Source organism: Paenibacillus sp. JT22N7 (assembly GCF_059383875.1).
The window spans coordinates 401,333-420,901 of sequence record NZ_JBXENY010000002.1 but is presented as its reverse complement, the minus strand read 5'-3'; the positions used below and the strand labels follow the sequence as shown (position 1 = coordinate 420,901).

Genomic DNA, 19,569 nt, shown 5'->3' with positions numbered 1-19,569 from the left:
CTCCTTGAAAAAATGAATAATAAAAGACGGGATTCAACAAGGTATTCCCGTCTTTTGGTAATATTTTGCTTAGCTTTGTAAAACCTTTGCATCAACAAAAATGTATTTTGATGTGCGTTCCTTAATGAGCCACTTTTCATTTTGACGTACATATACATCATGATATTGAACACTATAATCAGTGAGGACTTCTGTGCCCTCCTCACCGTCACGCAACATTTTTATATGAGAAAATACGACTCCCGTTGCAGTATCTCCATCCACGTTTACAACATGCTGCCCGTTCAGAGAGAAGTATCGTTTCACAAGTGAAACGTGACCGTTGAACTCCTCCTCCAGTTGTGCGGTGCCAGAAACATTAGACACCAATTGATCACTCATATATATTTTAAACTGGGTATCTGGTGTAAATAATAGCATTTGATCTGAAATTCTTTTCTCATCGGTTAAAGTTGCATAAGCATCCACAAGTTCTCTTAATTCAAGTTTTGCTTGGAGCGTTTCTAGTGACATGATGTTATCCTCCTGGTAATTTAGATTAGAGTAAGTAATCCAACACTTGTTGAACAACTTTTCCTTATTGCTTATTATATAAGGTATATCGATTCGTTCAATTGTTAATCATTCGGTTTTTGTTCGATATTCAACAGAAGATCGTGTTTTGTTGTATTTTTTCAGGGAGGTTATGCAATTGGAAGGTAAAGTTGACAGAAGAATTACAAGAACAAAAGAGGCAATTTTTCAATCCTTTATTACTTTGGTCTCTGAGAAGGACTTTGAAAGCATTACGATCAACGATATTGCAGATCGGGCTAATATCAATAGAGGCACCGTTTATTTTCATTTTGATGATAAATACGACCTTCTGAACAAATGCATAGACGAAAACCTAAATAAAATGATTTCGGTTACGACTGAAACAAATGCAAGCGGGGAGACTGTCGATTTGATAAAATCCTCCTTTTTGCCCGTTATGAATTATTTTGCAGAGAACCATCGATTTTATGCATCTATGCTTGCGAATAAAGGAATACCTATATTTCGTGAACGGATGCTAGAGCTCGTTACGAGTCACATCAAACTCCACATTGATATGGGTGGAAATAATCAGAATTACAGCAAGGAGCTAGTGACTCAATTTATGGGCTCGGCATTTGTAGGGGTAATGGAATGGTGGATTCTCAATAACATGCCACAATCTCCTATTGAGGTAGCTGATCAGTTATGGGGTTTGTTGAAACGGAATCAAGTCATCAATTAATCATCTTGAAGTCATGCTCCTCATGGCACGACTTCATTTCCCAAAGTTACAAGATAAGCAAGTAGCCCTTGTTACAGATGCGAATCGAGGAATCGGATTTAACAGACATATAGGCCTGTCAGCCATTGTCCAGTGCGCTAACTGTAAACCAGCCAAATTCAGCCCACCCAGGTGATGCCTGTTCCTTAATGGCGCTTGTCGTCTGATCTTTGACAACATCCGATTTAGCATACACCCCTATTTTAGCTCCTACCCACTTGCTGACTGTTGCTTGAAATAACGGTGCGTTCAGAGCCTCGAAGTGCTCCCCATCTAAACTATATCCAAAGGAGCAGCGAGCTTCAGGGTAGACGTCTGCCCGCAACACAACATGATTTGCTTCAATGGGAGCTTCCCAAATCACCGTTTCCTGATCCTCGTTTCCATATACCAGTTGCAACTTCCTTTTATTCATTGCTTCGCTGCAACAAACACGCAAGGCTGCATACTGATATCCAAATACAATTAATCCTGTCTCCATTCCATCTGAAGCAGCTGAAATGTCCAGCAAAGCAGAGGCTCTGAATGAAGGTGCGGGAAACTTCTGTAACAACAGATGAGGAGCATGAAACAACGTATCCTCCGCATTCAGTCGTGGCTGGGCAACCAATCTTAGCCAACCTGGCCGCTCCGACAGGGAGTACCAGTTGTCAGACGGATTGGCCTGCCACTGCCATTGCACGCCAAGAGTAGAGGCTGCAAAATGATCAGATGTGGCCGGAACTTCACACGAATGCTGACTACCTACATCAGGTTTACGGTAGCGTTCGAGCGGTTCTCCCACACCATTACCATCCACAGCATTCCCCATAATCGGCCAGCCATCGACCCATGCAACGGGCTGCATATGCACAATTCTGCCGTAAGCACCTTTATCCTGAAAATGCAGAAACCATGATTCCCCGGATTCTAATTCTACCCATCCCCCCTGATGAGGGCCATTTACCTTTGATGCTCCCTGAATAAGCACAACACGCTCTTCATAAGGACCATAAGGGCTGGTAGCCCGAAATACGGCTTGCCAGCCGTTCTCCACACCACCTGCAGGAGCAAACACATAATAGTATCCTTGTCTTTTGTACATTTTTGGACCTTCCAGTGTGGGATGCCGCTCAGAATCATGGAAGATAATTCGGCCTTCGCCCAACAGTCTTGTTCCATCAGTGGACATAGGACGCAGACACAACCGATGCTTACGGCCGCTGCGGCTTTTGGCAAATGCATGAATTAAATAGGCTTGTCCATCTTCATCCCAGAAAGGGCAAGTATCAATGAGGCCTTTGCCGGCGTGTACAAGATGCAGCTCCGACCATTCTCCTGCTGGGTCCTCGGCGGTCGTCATAAAAATACCTACATCAGGGTCACCATAAAAAATCCAATACCGGTTGTCATGATACCGGAGGCTCGGTGCCCATACACCATTCCCATGCTGAGGTCTGTCGTAACCTTCCAGTGGCATACGCTGCAGGGCATGATTGATAAGACGCCAATTTACCAGATCCTTTGAATGCAGAATCGGAAGTCCTGGAATATGTCCAAAGCTGGAAGCCGTCATGTAGAAATCTTCACCTACCCGAATGACATCAGGATCAGAATAGTCGGCGTGCAGAACAGGGTTTCTGTAAGTCCCGTCTCCCAGGTCAGCAGTCCAAGGTTCCAACCCATATTTCGGTTTGATAAGTTCCTTCATCATTTTCGTTTCCTCCCCTTGTTCAGCTATTTTTGTTTGAACTCGCTTGGGCTCATGCCCGTGTACTTTTTAAATACTTTAGAAAAATACGCACGGTCTGAGTATCCCAGCATATAAGCTACATTCTCTGCCGTTTCATTTTGCCCGCCAAGCAATCGTTTCGCTTCCTCCATTTTCAGAAGATGCACATGATCCGTAAAATTCAAACCGGCCAGTTTCTTGAAATATCGTGAGAAGTAGTTTGGGTTAAGATGCAGATATTGCGCAATATCAATAGAAGTAACATTTTTGTAGATATACTGATAAATAAAAGCGTTTATTACCTTAAGATCAGGATTTGTGTTCTGATTGTCTGTGTAAGCCGAGCGCTTCTTCTCCATAAAGTCATCTGAAAAAACACTAATAATCACAAGTGCCTCTCCTAAATTCAACGCTTGCTTTATTTCCTGTTGAAGCCGCTCATCCATTGTCCCCTTTAATTGATAGACCGCCTGTTGCAGCATGCGGATCAGCAAATCCTGAACTTGTTTAGCTTCCGGTTTTTTTTCACGAATTAGCTTTTCGATGGTGCTTGCATATATGAGGACAAGGGATCTGTTAAACTCGCTTAATGCCGCTGCCCATTTCTGACAATAGGGTTCAATAGCAGTTAAGTCTACATTCACACTTGTTTCAGCTTGGCTTTCAGGCCCGTCAATTGTAATCAACCACGCAGATTCGTAATACGAGCTTTGCTGTTTCCTGATAATCTCATCCACCTTCGATTTCAGTTGAGCCAGTGAAACGGGCTGATAGGAGATTAAAAAACAGCAATTAATTTTTAGAAATTCCAAAATTTTCTCATGAATGTGGTTGAGATGCCCGCTGACAGCTAATTGTTCATCTGAGTTGCCGGAGAGGTTAGCAATAAACCATAACTGCAGACCTTCGGCTTGAATCGGAGTAATCCCGGTTCCTTCCGTTAGTTCTTTGGCTATGTTGTACGCTGCATATTTGACCAGCTCCAGGTTGTTCCGATGATAAACATTCAGCATGGAGCCTATATCAAGATGGCATAAAATAACCATATAATTAGGAAATACCCACTCGATCCCGAGTCTTTCTCCTTGCTTTAATAATGACTCGGGCTCAGAAGCCTTAAGAATTTCAAGAAAGAAACGCTGGATTAATAGATCCTTATTCCGCTCAACATCGCTTTTATAGGCTATCTTCTCCAGTTCGGTTTGGGCAGATTTCATTTTTGCAACCGCTTTTTCAACACTTTGAATAATTTTATCAGGGCTTAATTCGTCTTTGACGATATAATCATCCGCTTCAATACTCATTGCTTCTTTAAGATAATGAAAATCCTCATGGCAAGTTAAAAAAATAATCCGCAGCTCGGGATATACAGACCGGAAATATTGAGCGAGCTCTATACCGTTTCCATCAGGTAATCCAATATCCGTAAGCAGGATGTCCGGATACTCTTTCATAAATAATTCCTTGGCTTCACTAACTGAAAAAGCTGCAGCACAGACCGACAGATCATGACTATCCCAAGGGACAAGCCTTTGCAAATATTCAACAACCGGCACATCATCGTCAATTAGCATCACTTTGGCCATGTTACATTTCCTTTCCAACTATTCATTCCGGGTATCCGTAAAATACATACAAAACCCTTAGGGTAATTTGGCGTAACTGTAAAAGATGTTCCCTCACCATAACTGAGAAATAAACGCCTTTTCACATTGTGAAGACCTACGCCTTTTTCATCTGTCGATTGTTCTCCTGAAATCAGCTTTCCACTCAGCTGCTGTAATTCCTCTTCACTGATCCCGCTGCCGTTGTCCTCCACCCGGATTTCTATCGTTTGATTAGCCGCCGATTCGACGGCCACACGAATGCAGGGATTTGAATGATTTCGTTTTATTCCATGAATGATACTGTTCTCTACCAGGGGCTGAAGCAGCAGTCTCGGTACAATTAATTGACGGTATTGTTCAGGCAGCACGATATCGAGCTTAATGTTTATCCGGTTTCGCAGCCGCATGATGGACATATATTCTGTTAACAGATTACATTCCTCATATAAAAACAAAGGTTCATTTACCCGCAAATGGGCCCGCAATAAAATCATTAAGGAATCAATGTTCTCGCTATTAGAGAAATCTCCCTCCAAGGCCAGATTGCATTTAATCGAATTTAATGTGTTAAGCAAGAAATGCGGTTGAATCTGCGAAAAAAGAGCATACAATTCGATCGTTCGCTTCTCTTCTTGTTCCTCCTCAATTTTTCTCATTAAGGAATGAATATTATTGAGCATATGATTAACCGCGCTGCCGAGCTGAGCGATTTCATCTTGCCCCTTCACACTGTAGCGGACCGAAGTATTCCCTTCTCCATATTGCTTAACCACGCGCATCAGCTTTCCTATCGGACGATTAAGCCCCCTGGCAATCACAAAAGATATAAAGAGAAATATAAATAAAACAATTAATATGCCCATCAGTAAAAAGGAAAAGCGCTGTGTAATCTCGCCTGTAACCTCTTTTATATCCACTTCAAAGGTCAGCTTCCATGGAGTTCCTGCTACCTCTGTCTTCTCCAGCATCCAGCCTTTTTGCGCAACTGCCGGCAGAAGCGGGGCACTCCCATCCATCCCGGCTATGAGCAAATTCTCCTCGCTATACAGCGAAAATTTTCCATTTGTTGTATTTTTAAATAATTGGATAAAATAAGACTCGGGAATCCCAATAAACAAAGTGCCCAGTATTCGGTCTTGTACAGGATCGTAAACGGATTTTTTGCAATAATAATAGTATTGTTCCGCTGCCTTTTTCTGCATAATCTCAGGCCATTCTGACCGGAACCATTGCACAACTCCGGAAGCTGCCTCGGCTGTAGTCATGTGCTCGAACTGCCTATCCATTTTTAGCAGCTTAATATCTTCAGTTGTTAGAGAACCGACAAGAGGATAGCCCGCTTCATTAATAAAAAAAGTATCAACATGCAGCAGCGAGAGTTTACCCACCAGAATGGTCATGCTCTCATTTAAATCCGTATAATTTTGATAATCCTCAAAATGATCAAAGTGCTGCAATTGATTTAGCTTTCTTAAATCGTAAAATATACCGTTAGCCTGAGGTGTCGTAAATTGATTTACCGTATACAAAATATCATTTGCGGTTTTAGATAGATCATTTGCCATTATGCCAGTGATCCCCTTCATATTTGCATGTGCATTAACTTCGCTGGACTGTTTGTTAGCAAAATAGGAGAACCCTGAAATGAACAGCAACGGAATAATCAAAAACAGCAGCAATGCTGCCTGAATCCTCCGGTAAAACGATATCCGATACAACCACCTCATGCTGTATTCCCCCAAAGTCTGCTTTCTTCTGATACTACACGAGGACTATCTAAAGAAAAATAGGGGAATCGAAATAAATTCGATCTCCCCTTTCGTTATGGTTATGGATTAGCGGCAATTATTTTTTGACCTTCATCCATCATGTATTTCTCTGCTTGCTCATAAGTGGAGTTATCGAGTAAATATTTATTGATTCCTGCTTCAGCCACTTTCTTCAATTGCTGCTGGTAAGCTACACTCACAGTTGAAGAGCCTGCCGTATGCACACGTTCATCGAACAGTACACTTGAGAGCACTTGATTATCCACCAAATCTGATTTATCACCAATAATCTTCGCCAGAACCGCTTTTCCATCTGCCTTCTTCCAGCCAGGGATTCTTCCCGACAGTTCGGCTCCTTCCATCGTTGCGAATTTGATGAACTCAAATGCAGCTTCTTTCTGCTTGGAGTTTTTATGCATGGTCAGAAAGCTACCGCTTATGCTTGTCAACCCAGGTTCTGCAGCCTCAGAGGAACGAGGCAATGGTGCAAAGGTGATCTTAAAATCTCTAGGATAGCTTTCTGTGTTTAAAAAAGCTTCATCCAATGCGTAGCCTGCAATAGGAAGCATGCTGGTAGTACCGTTCATAAAATCTGTAGCCCAGTGCTGCTTAGCAGCAAGTACATCAGCGAGCGGTTTTACCGATTTGTCTTGTACCTCCATCGCCCGGCGTAAATTAAACCAATATTCAAAGGAAGGATCATCGAAGAGCAGGGTACCATCTTCTTTTAGCTGAGGATTTTTGAAATCCGTGTAAGCAATTAGATTAGCGTATTCTCCAAAGGTATGAAAGTAAGTACCGTAGCGGTTTTCACCGCTCGCTGCAAGCTTTTTGGAATATTCTCTGAAGTCATCCCATGTCCAGTCAAAACCGGGAACCTTAAGACCGGCTTCCTTCAGATGTGTTTCATTTAAGGCAACAAACCAGAAGCTGGCATCTGTCATCGCAGCATAGTGCTTGCCTTCAAAAATCGGATTGCGGTAATATTCATTGTCAGGATTGATATTGCTTGCTGTAAAGAATTCATCTAAAGGATATAACATCCCATTACCCGCACGCTCTAGCACAAAGCCTTCGTTGTTAAGCAGAACGACATCCACCTCTTCACCTGATGCTGAGAGAACATCAAGCTTTTGAAGCATTTCTCTGGAGTCATTATTTTGTACAAGTGCCACATGCTCTACATTAATATGATCATTCTGCTCATTAAAAGCGGCCACCAGCTTCATCATCGGTTCTCCCGGGTCGCCTTTAGCATTGGTATACAATTTTATCGTAACCTTTTCAGCTGACGAATTTTCTCCGGCTTGATTTTCCGGCTTACTGGTACCGCTTTCGTTTTTCCCGGCATTATTGCCGCAAGCGGCCAAAATCAACATTAAGCTCAGGAATAGAAAGATAGATGCCTTCTTCATGCGCTGTATCCCCTTTTTCTTATATAGAATGTGCTGCATCTTTATCATACTCATTTGTAAGCGTTTTACCGTGTAACCTGATGCGCTCTTTTTCGTGTGTAATTCCACTACATCCTGTTCTGCTATCCTTTTACACCGCCGACTGTAATACCGTTAATCACTTGTTTTTGCAGGGCAATAAACACAATAATCAGCGGAATAATCGCCGAAACTGCGGCCATCATCATTAGTGAAACGTTGTTTGAATATTCCTGACGGAAGAACTGTATCCCGAGTGGCAGCGGATATAGCTCCTTCGTAAACAGAAAGATAAGCGGGTTCTGGTAATCATTCCAGGTCCAGATAAACTTAATAATCCCTGCTGTGGCCAATATAGGTTTGCTAAGAGGCAATAAAATTTGGGCATAAATCCGAACATAGCCTGCACCGTCAATTTTGGCCGATTCAATAAATTCATTGTGAACCCCTACCATAAACTGACGCATTAAGAACGTAAAGTACATGGAAAACATCAGCATGACGATAATGCCAGTATGCGTATTATATAAACCCATCCATTTTATCATAATAAATCTGGGAACCAGTGTCGCTTGTTCAGGAATAATCATAAAGGACATCATCATTCCAAACATCAGCCCTTTCCCGGGTGCTCTCAATTTGGCAAAAGAGAACGCGGCCATGGATGAAAAAAGAAGGGTAAATACGGTAGCGATAACAGAAAGCTTCAGGGAATTCCAATAAAATAGACCGAATGGCACATTCTCAAGCCACACCTTGTGAAAATTACTAATCCAATTCCAGTCCGTTGGAATCCATTGAATAGGGTATACCATGACATCACGTTCAAATTTGGCGGAGGCAGAGAGCATCCATACCAGTGGAATAATAAAGAAGATAGACAAACCGCCAAGCACAACAGATACGATTATACGGCTCCAATCCCATTTTCTAGCCTTCATTCGTTCACCCCCTCTTCTAAGCCCTTTTTTCTTTCGCTTGAAAAATCCATGTGACTGAGGTCACCAAAATCACGAGCAGGAAAAGAATCCATGACATGGCTGAGGCATATCCCATATTAAAATTAATGAAGCCTTCTTCATAGATCCGGTAAACAATAACCGTTGAAGCATCGTTTGGTCCGCCATCGGTTAAAAACTTAATCAAATCAAACACTTTAAAGGAGCTTATTATCGTTGTAATGGTCAGGAATAACGTGGTTGGAGCTAGTAGAGGCATCGTAATAAACCAAAATTTCTGGATTCCGTTTGCTCCATCTATATCTGCTGCTTCATATAGATCCTCCGAAATTTGAGTCAAGCCCGCCATAAATATGATCATCTGGTACCCGAGTGCCTGCCAGATCGCAATGACCATAATGGCTATAATCGCGTAATGGGAGTCCACAAGCCATTTCGGCGGATGCTCCAGACCTATTTGCATCAAAAAGCGATTGATCGGCCCGCTTGACGGATGGTACAAGGCTGCCCACACGGCGGCAACCGCTACGGTAGAGCAAATATAAGGAATAAAAAACAATACTTTAAACAAATCCTTGGCATAGGCCTTGGTATGAATAATAACAGCCATAATCATAGCTGCTATAAGACCAACGGGAACCGTAATAGCCGTAAAAAAGATATTATTCTCCAGCGCCTTTAGAAATTTAGAATCCTCTGCCAATCGCGTGAAATTGTCAAACCCGACCCATTTCATCCCCTCAAACCCGTTCACCAGATTCCAGTCGGTAAAGCTTAGAAATAACGAAAAGATAAGCGGGAAGATAGCCAATATAATAATGCCTATCGCTTCCGGTGCTAGAAAGATCCACCCGATAACGCCCTCTTTCCGGCGTTGATTCCACCATTTCCTCTGAGGTCGATCTGTACTTCGTTTGATCGCCATGGACATCTTGATCCTACCTCCTGATTGTTGTTATTCGCATAGGATCATTATAGGAATATATAGGGAGGGTGACTGCTTGTAATTTACACCTTTTTGTCGTGTATAATTTCTTATCCAGTAAAGCTTCAATGCATACAAAGAAGCCAAACAACGATTCCCTCCTACACAAGCGTAAACGGCTGAAGCCGTCCTCTGGCGGCAAAGCTACCGTTTCGCGTAGAAATATAGAGAAAGGATCGAAAAATCACATCCTTTCTCTATATTTGAGAAATCGCCGTTTGGCTTACTGATTATAGAAGTTTGAGGTTATATATAAGGCTAAAAATGAATTTCCTCATTCGAGGAGAAGGAATAAATCTGTCCTGCTTCAGCCATAAATTCTACCTTCGCCAGGCCGGGCCCGCTTATTCTGCATAGGCCCGCTGCTGTACACTCTATCCTAGCCTCTACTACCTTCATTTCCGACCACTGCATGCTTACAGTAAATCCTCCACGCGCTCTAAGACCGCGGACGAATCCACTATCCCAAGCTGCCGGCAGTGCTGGCAGGAGCAGGATTTCTTCCGTATGACTTTGTAAAAGCATCTCGGCGATACCTGCCGTTCCACCAAAGTTGCCGTCTATTTGAAACGGTGGATGATTGTCGAACAAATTAGGCAGTGTCGAATGATTTAATAACGCTAACACATTGGAGAAGGCTTTCTCTCCTTCCTGAAGTCGCGCCCAGAAATTAATGATCCAGGCACGGCTCCATCCCGTATGCCCGCCGCCTGCGCTCAGCCTGCGCTCCAATGTTACACGTGATGCAGCTGCAAATTCTGGCGACTGCTTCTGGTTAAACTCGTCGCCAGGATAGAGGGCAAACAGATGGGAAATATGACGGTGACCCGGTTCCGGCTCCTCATAATCCTCCATCCATTCCTGAACCTGTCCATATTTGCCAATCTGTGGCCTCGGCAGCTGTTCCAGTGTGGCGGCAAGTTCTACAGCAAACGGCTGATCGCGGTTCAGAATTTCACAACTTCTTATACAAGCGCCGAACAACGCTCTAATGATTTGAAAATCCATAGAGGCTCCTACACAGAGTACACCACTCTCCCCTCCGGGAAGGGTATAGCGGTTCTCGGGAGATACAGAAGGACAAGTGACCAGCCTTCCTTCTGTATCTTCTATTAAATAATCCAGTAAAAACTCTGCCGCCTCCTTCATGGTTTCATAAGCCTGTTCCAGAAAGAGACGGTCCCTTCCAAAACGATAATGCTCCCAAAGATGCAGGCAGAGCCATGCTGCGCCCATCGGCCAGAAGGAAGCCGGCAAATAAGTATCCTGCGGGGCGGTATCCGCCCAGATGTCTGTATTATGATGGGCTGTAAAGCCACGGCAGCCATACATGACTCTAGCTGTGCGGCGGCCAGGTTCTCTCATCCGCTCTATCAGCTCAAATAAAGGCTCGTGACAATCCGCTAAATTACAATTTTCCGCCAGCCAGTAGTTCATCTGAGTGTTAATGTTGATCGTAAATTTACTGTCCCATGGCGGAAGAAAGCTGTCATTCCAAATTCCCTGCAAATTGGCCGGCAAAGAACCGGGACGGCTGGAGGAAATGAGCAGATAGCGTCCATACTGAAAGTACAGGGCGACTAAACCATTATCCACCTTCCCTTCTTTGACCCTGCTTAGCCTTTCATCAGTTGGCAGCTGCTCCATTACCCCATCAATTCCCGCGAGCCCCAGCTCCACCCGATCATATAGTGCTCTGTAATCCTGAGTATGCTTTACGAGTAATTCATTATAGGACAGCTTCTCTAGTGTGCCCAAATGTGATTTGCAGTGTGTCTCGGGGTCGCTGTATCGAAAGGTAGTGGCTGCCATAAGCAATAGAGTTACACTGTCCGCCTTATCAATAAGGAGATGTTCACCAACAGTCCGGCAGCTTCCCCCTTCAAGGACAGCCTTAAGCACCACCCGGAACTGACTTCCCCCTTCACCTCCGCATTCGCCTCTCATGACCAGTCCGTCATGACCCCATTTTTCAGTCTTCTCCATATACTTCCACCGATTGCGGTTGAATCGGGCCTTCAGTGATATAGCACCTGGTTTATTAGCCGTAAACCGCAGCACAATCGTCTGATCGGGATGGCTAGCGAACAGCTCCCGGGAGCAGTTTACATTGCCTAAACGATAACTGACCCGGGCCACTCCGTCAGACAGATCCAGCTCCCGGCAGTAATCGGCAGCATCCTGGTCATGTCCACCCATAGTAAGGAGCAAGTCACCGAGCGGCAAATAATGCCGCTGGGCTTCCGGCAGACCCGGCATTGTCAGTGCTGCAAGCTCCTCGGCTTCCTTCAGCCGTCCTTGCATCAGCAGCTCCCGCAGCTGCGGCAAATGAGGCAGCGCGTCTTCATTATTTCTATCCCGCGGTCCACCGTACCATACCGTATCCTCATTTAGCTGAATCTTCTCTTCATATATCCCACCGAAGATCATCGCACCCAATCGACCATTACCAATAGGAAGTGCCTCATTCCACTCTGAGGCAGGCTCTTTATACCATAATTTTTTCCTTTGTTCGTTATTCAACAAAATCCCTCCCTTGTAAATATGGTTGTCTCCGATTATGTATATAGACATTATATAAATAAACGGGATAGAAATAAGCTTGTAATTTACACTTGTTACCGTGTATAAACCTCTCTTTTCAGGAAGTGTACAGCCTTTTCAATCCTTAAATGAGTCTGCTATAGCCTCCATTAAAATGACTCTTTCATTCTAAGTTAAGCTTCTTAAACAAAGAATGTAGAAAATTAACTTATGCATGAACAATTCTATCCTCTTGTATGTTTCACATTGGTTTATCATATGTGGCTAAGGTAATTATTTTTTGAGTATACACGCGAAAAACCCTGATAGATCAACGTTCTTGATCCTATCAGGGCATATTTAATTCTCATTTATTAAGTTTCTACAATGAACCCCATTGCTTATATCAGTGACGTCCTATTTAGTCATTGGACGAATTTAACTTTCATCTTCTCTGTTTAGTATACATGTTCCTGCTTAACTAACAGATCTTTTACTACATGAGCGCTGCTAATCGTTACAATATGCTGTGGCTGTAATCCTAAAAGCACTCTCCCGTATAGCTCTAGGCAGGTAGAGGCTGTTGTAAACGCATGGTTAGCTGCTCCTCTAATATCACGATATATTTGAGATAAATGATTCGAATTCAGGATTGCACTACCACCGCTTTCTACCATCAGCATTTCAACAGCCTCCGAACATAGCATAGCTGCGTACCCAATATCCGTTTGGATTCGTACAAAGTCTTCTTGATCTAATAGTTCATTATTTCGTATATGATTCTCTAGAATTTCAATGGATCGATTGATCTGAAGATGAGCAGATTCTATCTTCATGGCTGCTAGACCTACTTTGTACTGGATATGTCCAACTTCTGCCTGGGATTTGTGAATGGTCATGGCAATTCCTTTTTTAGGTGCTCTTCCAATAAAATACTCCAGTGCCCCTCTACCAAGTCCAAGAATGGTGCTTATTCCTGTTGTAAGGCTGGTAATCAGAAATAAATAATGCTTATATCGATCTTCGCCCTTTAAATGTTGTAATATAGCCTCATTCACTTGCTCAAAATCTTCGTCAGCAACACATTCATTAGGAATAAATACGCAATTCATTTCTAAACTATTACTTGCCGATCCTTTTAAGCTCATCGTGTGCCAATCATCAACAATTTTAATTTCATCCATGGGAACAACAGCGAGCTGCATTTTTGGATCTTGTTGCATTGTACTAGCATCTTTTAGATTTAACAACGCGTGTGTGGCATGCTTTGAACCAGAACCGAATGCCCAACGGCCATACTCAACCAAATAGCCTCCATCCACCTTCTTCACAACCGATTTAATCGCCAGTAGTACCGAGCAAAATTTCACCTCATTGGCTTCTCTGAATATTCTGTCCACCACTTCTGAGGGCAGTAGTTGGGAGGCACTATAGTTATTTCCGTTTATATTTTGAATCACCCATCCAACAGAACCATTGCCTTTCGCCACTTCGGAGACAATTTCAATCATTGCTCTTATGCTAACTTCAAATCCACCATATTTCTTCGGTGTTCTAAGTTTAAAGAGTCCCGCACTTGAAAGCTTTTCGATAACTTCTTCCGGTATGTGCATGTCTTTATCAATTTTCGTACCATATTCCTTTAAAAATGGAACTAATTCCGTAGCATTCTGGAGAAGTTTTTGCTCTTCATCGGTAAGTGAAATTACTTTACTAAGGTTTGACATTACGAACACTCTCCTCTTTACACGTATTAGGTTTTAATATGGATCATGAGTTAAAAGACTCTCAAACTATTCTAATTCAACATACAATGGAATGATAAAGAGGAGCGAATAGATATTCGTAAATCATCTATTCGCTTTTACATCTTTTATTAATCCTATGGTTAGGTCAATAATGCTTCAAGACAAGCATTATGACCAATCGGAGTCTCCTGACCACTTATGAACCTTCACTCGTCTAACAAATACGCCAAGAACAAGGCCGGCAAGGGCTACAAACATCGTGAAGAATAATGCGTTTTGCATACCTGCAGTCAATGCCATTGTTGCATTAGCTGGGTTTGAAGGATCAGCAACATTCTTCATAAAGTCTGCTATTCCGGTTGTCATGACACTAACCGCCATAGCAATACCGATCGCTCCTGCAATTTGCTGCAACGTATTCATAATAGCCGTACCATCCGGGTACATCTCGGAGGGCAGCTGGTTAAGCCCATTCGTCTGAGCAGGCATCCACACCATAATAATTCCAACCATCAGGCAGGTATGCAGGATGACAATTAAAGTGATTGACGATGCAACCGTAATATCAGAATAGAACCATAGGGTGGCCCCAGTTAAGATTAGACCAGGAACCACCAAAAATTTAGGTCCGAATTTGTCAAAGAGTGACCCTACAACTGGAGAAAGCACAGCTGAAATGATACTGCCTGGAAGAAGAGTCAGCCCAGCTGTCAAAGCACTTAATTCAAGAACACGAATCAAAAACATAGGAAGAATAAACATGGCTGCGAGATCAACACTCATACAAATGAATACTAGCAACGTACCGATAGCAAACATCGGGTTTTTAAGCGTTCTTAAGTTCATAAGTGGTTCTTTCATGTTCATTTGGCGAATGACAAATAGTATCAATGCAATAGCACCAGCTATTAGAGATATAATGACCACAGGGTTACTCCAGCCATGGTCTCCCTCTCCAGCAGTACTAATACCGTAAACAAGTCCGCCAAAACCAATTGTCGACAAGACCAAAGAGTATATATCAATACGTGGTTTAGTTATTGGTGCTACATTCTTTATAAATGTAACGCCAACTACCAAAGCAACCACCAGTGTCATTAACGATACCCAGAATATCCAGTGCCAGCTCAGATTATCAATCAATAGACCTGAGGTGGTTGGACCTAAAGCAGGTCCTGCTGTAAACACAAGAGTAACCAGTCCCATCGCTTTTCCACGTTTCTCAGCTGGGAATATAATGAGAGCAGTATTAAACATCAATGGAAAGAGTAGAGCTGCTCCAGCAGCTTGAAGTATCCTTCCAAACAGCAATATATCGAAACTTCCTGCCATAGCACCAATAGCTGATCCTATAATTGAAATAATGACGGATGTCAGGAAAAGTTGCCTCGTTGTAAACCACTGATTTAATAATCCTGAAAGTGGAACTAAAATTCCAAGTGTAAGTAAATAACCACTTGTTAACCACTGGACTGTGGATTCCGTAATCGCAAACTGATTAATTAAATCACTGATAGCGATATTAATTGCCGTTTCATTAAACGTACCTATGATACCTGCAAGCATTAATGCAAACATTATGGGTAAAACTTTAACATTTGGGACCTTTTGCTCTTCTGAAATAGTTCCTGATTGCAAAACCTTCACTCCTCTAAGACTTTCTAATTTTCACCGCATGACACTACGCAGTACAGAATACCTTTATTAGAAAGCTCGTGCAGCAGAACCACGGTAACAGGCAGTGCATTGAGTTATTTCCATATCTGAACCTCCTCTTGCATCTTTATCTCATTCTCTCTCTAAAATCTTTCTAAAAGTAAACTCGGAAGCGAACGTTATAGCCCAGAACTTCCAAATAAAGTAGAGGAGAACTTCCAACTTTTCGATCATAACACACGCGTGTCAAGTCCCCCCCTCAACTAAAGAAAAAGTCAACCCCATTTATTTTTTTTTGAGTAAAATTGAGAGAGATTTCATTTACTATCTATTGCAACTAGCTACAAATGAAAAGTTTGCTTGTTTGATCTTCTCTGAGATGCTGGAAAAGCATTGATCATTTTGCTGACTATTTTTACTTTTTCACATCAAGTTTTTGCGCTCATCCAAAGACAAAAAAATCTATCTTTAAAACAAAAAAAGCCGCTACTTATGCGACTTTCTAAGCGATCTGTGTTTTATATTTTTCTATGTTTCCTTCCTCAAAGCCTCCACGATACTCGTTTGATTTAATCGATACATTGGCCAAACTGTGGCAATCAGCGTTGTTGCTATGGCACCTGCACAAGCAAGGACAATGCTACCCCATGGAATTGTCCAGTCTATATCCAATACACCTCTTAAGAGCCGATGCAAACCATAACTCAGAACCGTTCCGAGGGTGCTGCCGTAAATTGCAGCGTACATGCCGTAAAATAATCCTTCCAGCAAGATCATTTTGCCTACATTTCTATGTGTCATGCCAATGGCCTTGAGAACCGCGAATTCTTTGGTTCGCAGAATGAGATTTGTGCTGACGGTATTCAATATGTTCAGGAATGCAATAAGGACAATTACACCGATAAAACCATACAAAAAGATGCTTGCTGTGGTGGCATCGTTTTTGGCCTTTGCACGCGCCATCACATTATCCATATAGCTGTAACCTGCGTCTTTTTCGGTTAGGGACTTGAGGTAATCCGTGATCGGTTTGTTGGAAGTATCGGTTTTCGCAAGAATAAAGATCCTTGAATAAGCATCGTTACCTGTAACTTTCTCTATGACTTCAGGTGTCGTAATGAATTCAAGCATAGCACTCTCATTATAATCTTTCGATAACACCCCTTGATCAACGATTCCAGTCACCGTCAGTGTCTTGTATTTTTGATCCCCCCCCTCTAAAGTACGTACTTGGATATGATCCCCAACCTTAAACTGGGTTTGGTCGATGATAATCTGTTTGCCTTCCTCCGTCGTTATGATTCGTAACTTCTGATTGAGAATGACGCCATTCTCCTGGTTCATCTTATCCTTGTCGATCGTGCCAGCCGTTAGTTTGGATTTCAGAGCATCGAGTCCGTTATCTCCGAAGGATTGGAGGTAATTGTTGTCCGTTCGATACCCCTCTCCTTCTTCAACAGAATACATTCCCTTCCTGAGTTCATAGTATTTGGGATTCACTTTATCCTTCGGAAGGATTGCCATCACTTGATGGGTGTATAACTTATAGGCATGTTCAACTGCGTCAGTTTTGACAATATCTGAATATACGGAATCATCGATCCGCTTGGAATTCCCTTCATATTGAACTGAGTAGGAATATTCGATCCCCGATTGAGACGTCTGTCCTAAGAATTCTGTCAAGCCGCTAAAGACAATAAATAAAAGCATACTGATAACCATGGAAAAGGCTGTGATGCGGAAACGTTTTTTATTCCGTCGTATGTTTCGACTAGCAAATTGGCCTTCCATACCAAACAGCTTTTTCACCAGCATCGATTTACGGATGGATGTTACATTGTCCACCTTTGTGCTGCCCAAGCCATTTATCGCTTCAAGTGGGGATACATTGGCTGCCAGTCTAGCCGGTCCGATCGCAGAAAGATACACAGTCAGCAGTCCAAGTGCACCAGCAATCATCAGGATCGGTAGGGAAATGACCATTTGCATATCATTCAGAAAACCTAGTGCCAAAAAGCTAATGTTGTAAAACAGTAGCTTCATAAAGACAGTTCCCGTGAATAGTCCTATGGGAATGCCAATCAGACTGAGAATTGTCGCCTCTTTGAGAACTAATTTGCGTATTTGTGATGGGGTAGCTCCTATGCAACGCAGCATACCGAATTGGGAAGTGCGCTCCAAGACAGAAATATGAAACGTGTTATAAATTACCGCACTCGTACAACCCATAATAATAAGTATGATCGCAGCGAATGCGTATAGTAAGCTATGGTTTACACCTTCGTAGATGCTTTTGCCATATAACTTGAGCAGTTCATTATTGTACTCAATCCGAACATTTTTAATGTCGATAGCCCTATCTAGTTTTATGGCAGAACCTTGATCCACTTTCTCAATATTCAGTGATGAAAGGATAGCTTTTGTCTTTGCTTCGATTTGATCCATCGATTTCATTTTGACGTAAATGAAATATTTTTTATCTGGTTCGATCGCTTGGTTATCTTCGTAAGTGATCGCCGATAATATGAAGTTGGCCGACCAGGAACCCTTAATGCCTGGGTTACTAAACCCTACGACGGTAAATTCCCTCTCTGTTTGGGGTCGAAAACCTTCATCCTGATCCCAGCCGAGATCTCCCAAACCATTGATTGGTTTGATCTCCCCTGTTGATGCGACAATCCGTTCTCCCAGAGTTAGCTTAATCGAATCACCCAGTTTCGGTTTCGTCGGAAAGCTATCCAGACTCAACGTCGGTAGGATAACTTCATGCGAATTCTTGGGCAGTCTGCCCGCATCCAACTGGATCTGGAGTTTGCTCATCGCATCGGTGTTATAACCTTTGAGATTCAAATACCGATAAGGCGCAGCAAATGGATTTTCTCGCTTCTCTTTCTCACTCGTTTTACTAAGGACCGAATATCCTTCCCTACTAACAATTCCGGCACTCTCCACCGATGCATGATTGACAACTTTAGAGATGGCTTCTCCGGGTATTCCGTTAAAAGAAACATGGTAATTCCCATACTCTTGAACGGTTTGCCGAACTACCTTGTCCCTAAAGCTAAGGCCAATGGTTCCGATGGCTGTAAGTAGTGTCACAGACAAAATAATACCAACGACGGTGAGCAGTGACCTTCTTTTTTGCCCGAGCAAATACTTCTGGGTAAGACTGGTATACTTATTCACGATCGCTCACCCCGGGTTGCTGCATGAGTGTACCATCTTTTATATTTACAACGCGGTCCGCTCTTTGGGCTACATTCAAATCATGCGTAATCATAATCAAGGTTTGATTGTATTTTTTGACAGAGAAGGTGAGCAGATCAACGATTTCCTTACTGTTTTTGCTATCCAGATTGCCTGTGGGTTCATCGGCCAGTATAATCGATGGTTTGTTAATCAATGCGCGCCCAATTGCAGTTCGCTGCTGTTGCCCGCCTGATAATTGGGACGGAAGGTGCTGCCTTCGATCGCTGAGTCCCAACACGCTCAATAATTCTTCGAGATAGCCCTCGTCCACTTTTTTGTTCTCCAGCAGCATTGGCAGCTTAATGTTTTCTTCCGTGGATAGGACCGGTATCAGATTGTAAGATTGAAAAATAAAACCGATTTTACGTCTTCTGAATATGGCGAGTTCTTTCTCGCTTTGTGAATACAAATCCATACGATCAATAAAGACTTGACCACTTGTCGGTTGATCGACGCCCCCGAGCAGATGCAGCAAGGAACTTTTTCCAGACCCGCTGGCGCCCACGATTGCAACGAATTCTCCTTGGTTGACGGACAGATTAACGTTTTTCAGCGCCTCCACTCTGGCCTCAGCACTTCCATATGATTTACATAAATTATCGGTCTTCAAAATTTCCACCTTGTTGTAC

General features: G+C 42.8%; 13 protein-coding genes. 1 reads left to right on the top strand and 12 read right to left on the bottom strand.

What is annotated here, in order from left to right; translation table 11 throughout:
* Nucleotides 1–69 precede the first annotated feature (69 nt).
* Nucleotides 70–513 (bottom strand): nuclear transport factor 2 family protein, encoded by a 444-nt coding sequence (locus AC50Y5_RS06520; RefSeq protein WP_494859303.1) that lies wholly within the window; start codon nucleotides 511–513, stop codon nucleotides 70–72.
* Between the two features lie 178 nt (nucleotides 514–691).
* Here AC50Y5_RS06520 and AC50Y5_RS06515 point away from each other — a divergent pair, with 178 nt between their 5' ends.
* Nucleotides 692–1,261 (top strand): TetR/AcrR family transcriptional regulator, encoded by a 570-nt coding sequence (locus tag AC50Y5_RS06515; protein ID WP_200931691.1) that lies wholly within the window; start codon nucleotides 692–694, stop codon nucleotides 1,259–1,261.
* 118 nt (nucleotides 1,262–1,379) lie between these two features.
* On the opposite strand, the gene AC50Y5_RS06510 is transcribed toward AC50Y5_RS06515, so the two are convergent.
* From AC50Y5_RS06510 to AC50Y5_RS06460, 11 genes are all read right to left on the bottom strand, one after another.
* On the bottom strand, nucleotides 1,380–2,993 hold the full coding sequence (locus AC50Y5_RS06510) for a glycoside hydrolase family 43 protein (protein ID WP_494859297.1): 1,614 nt from the start codon (nucleotides 2,991–2,993) through the stop codon (nucleotides 1,380–1,382).
* Between the two features lie 23 nt (nucleotides 2,994–3,016).
* The gene (locus tag AC50Y5_RS06505) at nucleotides 3,017–4,597 is read right to left on the bottom strand and encodes a response regulator transcription factor (protein ID WP_494859291.1); all 1,581 of its coding nucleotides are present in this window, start codon (nucleotides 4,595–4,597) and stop codon (nucleotides 3,017–3,019) included.
* On the bottom strand, nucleotides 4,585–6,345 hold the full coding sequence (locus AC50Y5_RS06500; protein WP_494859289.1) for a sensor histidine kinase: 1,761 nt from the start codon (nucleotides 6,343–6,345) through the stop codon (nucleotides 4,585–4,587). Before AC50Y5_RS06500 ends, AC50Y5_RS06505 begins: the two co-directional genes overlap by 13 nt.
* A 101-nt stretch (nucleotides 6,346–6,446) precedes the next feature.
* Nucleotides 6,447–7,802, bottom strand: coding sequence for an ABC transporter substrate-binding protein (locus AC50Y5_RS06495; protein WP_494859286.1), 1,356 nt, complete (start codon nucleotides 7,800–7,802; stop codon nucleotides 6,447–6,449).
* A gap of 122 nt (nucleotides 7,803–7,924) precedes the next feature.
* On the bottom strand, nucleotides 7,925–8,761 hold the full coding sequence (locus AC50Y5_RS06490) for a carbohydrate ABC transporter permease (RefSeq protein ID WP_056042885.1): 837 nt from the start codon (nucleotides 8,759–8,761) through the stop codon (nucleotides 7,925–7,927).
* Between the two features lie 16 nt (nucleotides 8,762–8,777).
* Complete coding sequence (locus tag AC50Y5_RS06485; RefSeq protein WP_442952565.1) at nucleotides 8,778–9,710, bottom strand: carbohydrate ABC transporter permease; 933 nt, start codon at nucleotides 9,708–9,710, stop codon at nucleotides 8,778–8,780.
* Between the two features lie 312 nt (nucleotides 9,711–10,022).
* The gene (locus AC50Y5_RS06480) at nucleotides 10,023–12,338 is read right to left on the bottom strand and encodes a glycoside hydrolase family 95 protein (protein ID WP_081419147.1); all 2,316 of its coding nucleotides are present in this window, start codon (nucleotides 12,336–12,338) and stop codon (nucleotides 10,023–10,025) included.
* Between the two features lie 407 nt (nucleotides 12,339–12,745).
* Nucleotides 12,746–14,014 carry an acyl-CoA dehydrogenase family protein gene (locus AC50Y5_RS06475; RefSeq protein ID WP_494859279.1) on the bottom strand — a complete coding sequence of 423 codons (1,269 nt, stop codon included), beginning with the start codon at nucleotides 14,012–14,014 and terminating at the stop codon, nucleotides 12,746–12,748.
* 189 nt (nucleotides 14,015–14,203) lie between these two features.
* Complete coding sequence (locus tag AC50Y5_RS06470; RefSeq protein ID WP_494859712.1) at nucleotides 14,204–15,613, bottom strand: DHA2 family efflux MFS transporter permease subunit; 1,410 nt, start codon at nucleotides 15,611–15,613, stop codon at nucleotides 14,204–14,206.
* A gap of 606 nt (nucleotides 15,614–16,219) precedes the next feature.
* Complete coding sequence (locus AC50Y5_RS06465; RefSeq protein WP_494859277.1) at nucleotides 16,220–18,877, bottom strand: ABC transporter permease; 2,658 nt, start codon at nucleotides 18,875–18,877, stop codon at nucleotides 16,220–16,222.
* Complete coding sequence (locus tag AC50Y5_RS06460) at nucleotides 18,870–19,559, bottom strand: ABC transporter ATP-binding protein (RefSeq protein ID WP_056042894.1); 690 nt, start codon at nucleotides 19,557–19,559, stop codon at nucleotides 18,870–18,872. The genes AC50Y5_RS06465 and AC50Y5_RS06460 overlap by 8 nt, the downstream gene beginning before the upstream one ends.
* Between the last annotated feature and the right edge of the window lie 10 nt (nucleotides 19,560–19,569).